The organism is Campylobacter sp. IFREMER_LSEM_CL908 (assembly GCF_025771545.1).
Classification (GTDB): domain Bacteria; phylum Campylobacterota; class Campylobacteria; order Campylobacterales; family Campylobacteraceae; genus Campylobacter_D; species Campylobacter_D lari_D.
This window is the reverse complement of record NZ_JAKMQK010000037.1, coordinates 1-903: the sequence shown is the minus strand read 5'-3', so window position 1 is coordinate 903 and position 903 is coordinate 1. Positions and strand designations below refer to the sequence as shown.

Below are 903 nucleotides of genomic sequence, written 5' to 3'. Positions count from 1 at the left end.
CGAACTTGGAGCTAATGTGAATTTTGCTACCCCAAGAACTCCTTTAGATAATGCAAAAGGATCTAGAAATAAAAAACTTTTAAAAGATGCAGGAGCAATGACTTCAGAGCAAATTAGAAAAAAATATAATTTACCAGCATATGATTCTTCTCATTGTGAAATTGATGGAAAAACTGACTTTGATTTATTGGGTAAATATCGTGATGAATGCTCCAAACTTTTAAACGATGCTATAAAAAAGGCTAAGGAGAATGAGTAGAGTGATAAAAATTAACTTTAGGTAAAATAAATCATAAGGAAAAACAATGAAAAATAAAATTTTATTAGATAAAGATATACAAGAAGCGTTTAATTACTATCTTGAAAATGATAGTTATTTAAAAGGTGCTTTAGATGGTTTAAAAAAACATAAACGAAGAACTTTCATAAGTAACATCTTAAGTTATGAATATAAAAATTTAGTAGAAAACAACAACTTAAAATTTGATGAAAAAGATAAGGTTGTTTTACCATCTAATCTAATCACTATTTTAAACTATGATAAAAAGAATTTTAATGGGACGATTCTTCGAAATTTTATAAATGATTTGGAATTTGAATTAGAACATATAGAAATGGAACTTTATGATAATCCTGCTGATTTTGAAGGAGGAGATTATTATAGTGAAGATAGCGAATGTGATGAGGATTATACAGTGGAAGATTGGGTAGAAGATCAAGTAAAAGATATAAAAGATTTTATTGATGCTTTGAAAGCTTTTAAAATGCTATTTAGTGCTAATTAAGTATTGTAAATTTTATAGATTATAAATATAATAGTGATAAATATCGTCTCTTATTAAATAAAGCAATAAAAAGGCTAAAGGTAATAGAGAAAAACAATCAACTTCAATATTAGAAGCT

General features: G+C 25.9%; 1 protein-coding gene and 1 pseudogene. Both read left to right on the top strand.

Annotated features, from left to right (window positions below):
• Positions 1 to 259: pseudogene (locus L8U04_RS08265) on the top strand (ankyrin repeat domain-containing protein); the annotation flags it as partial.
• 46 nt (positions 260 to 305) lie between these two features.
• Positions 306 to 785 (top strand): hypothetical protein, encoded by a 480-nt coding sequence (locus tag L8U04_RS08260; protein WP_263709823.1) that lies wholly within the window; start codon positions 306 to 308, stop codon positions 783 to 785.
• Positions 786 to 903 lie beyond the last annotated feature (118 nt).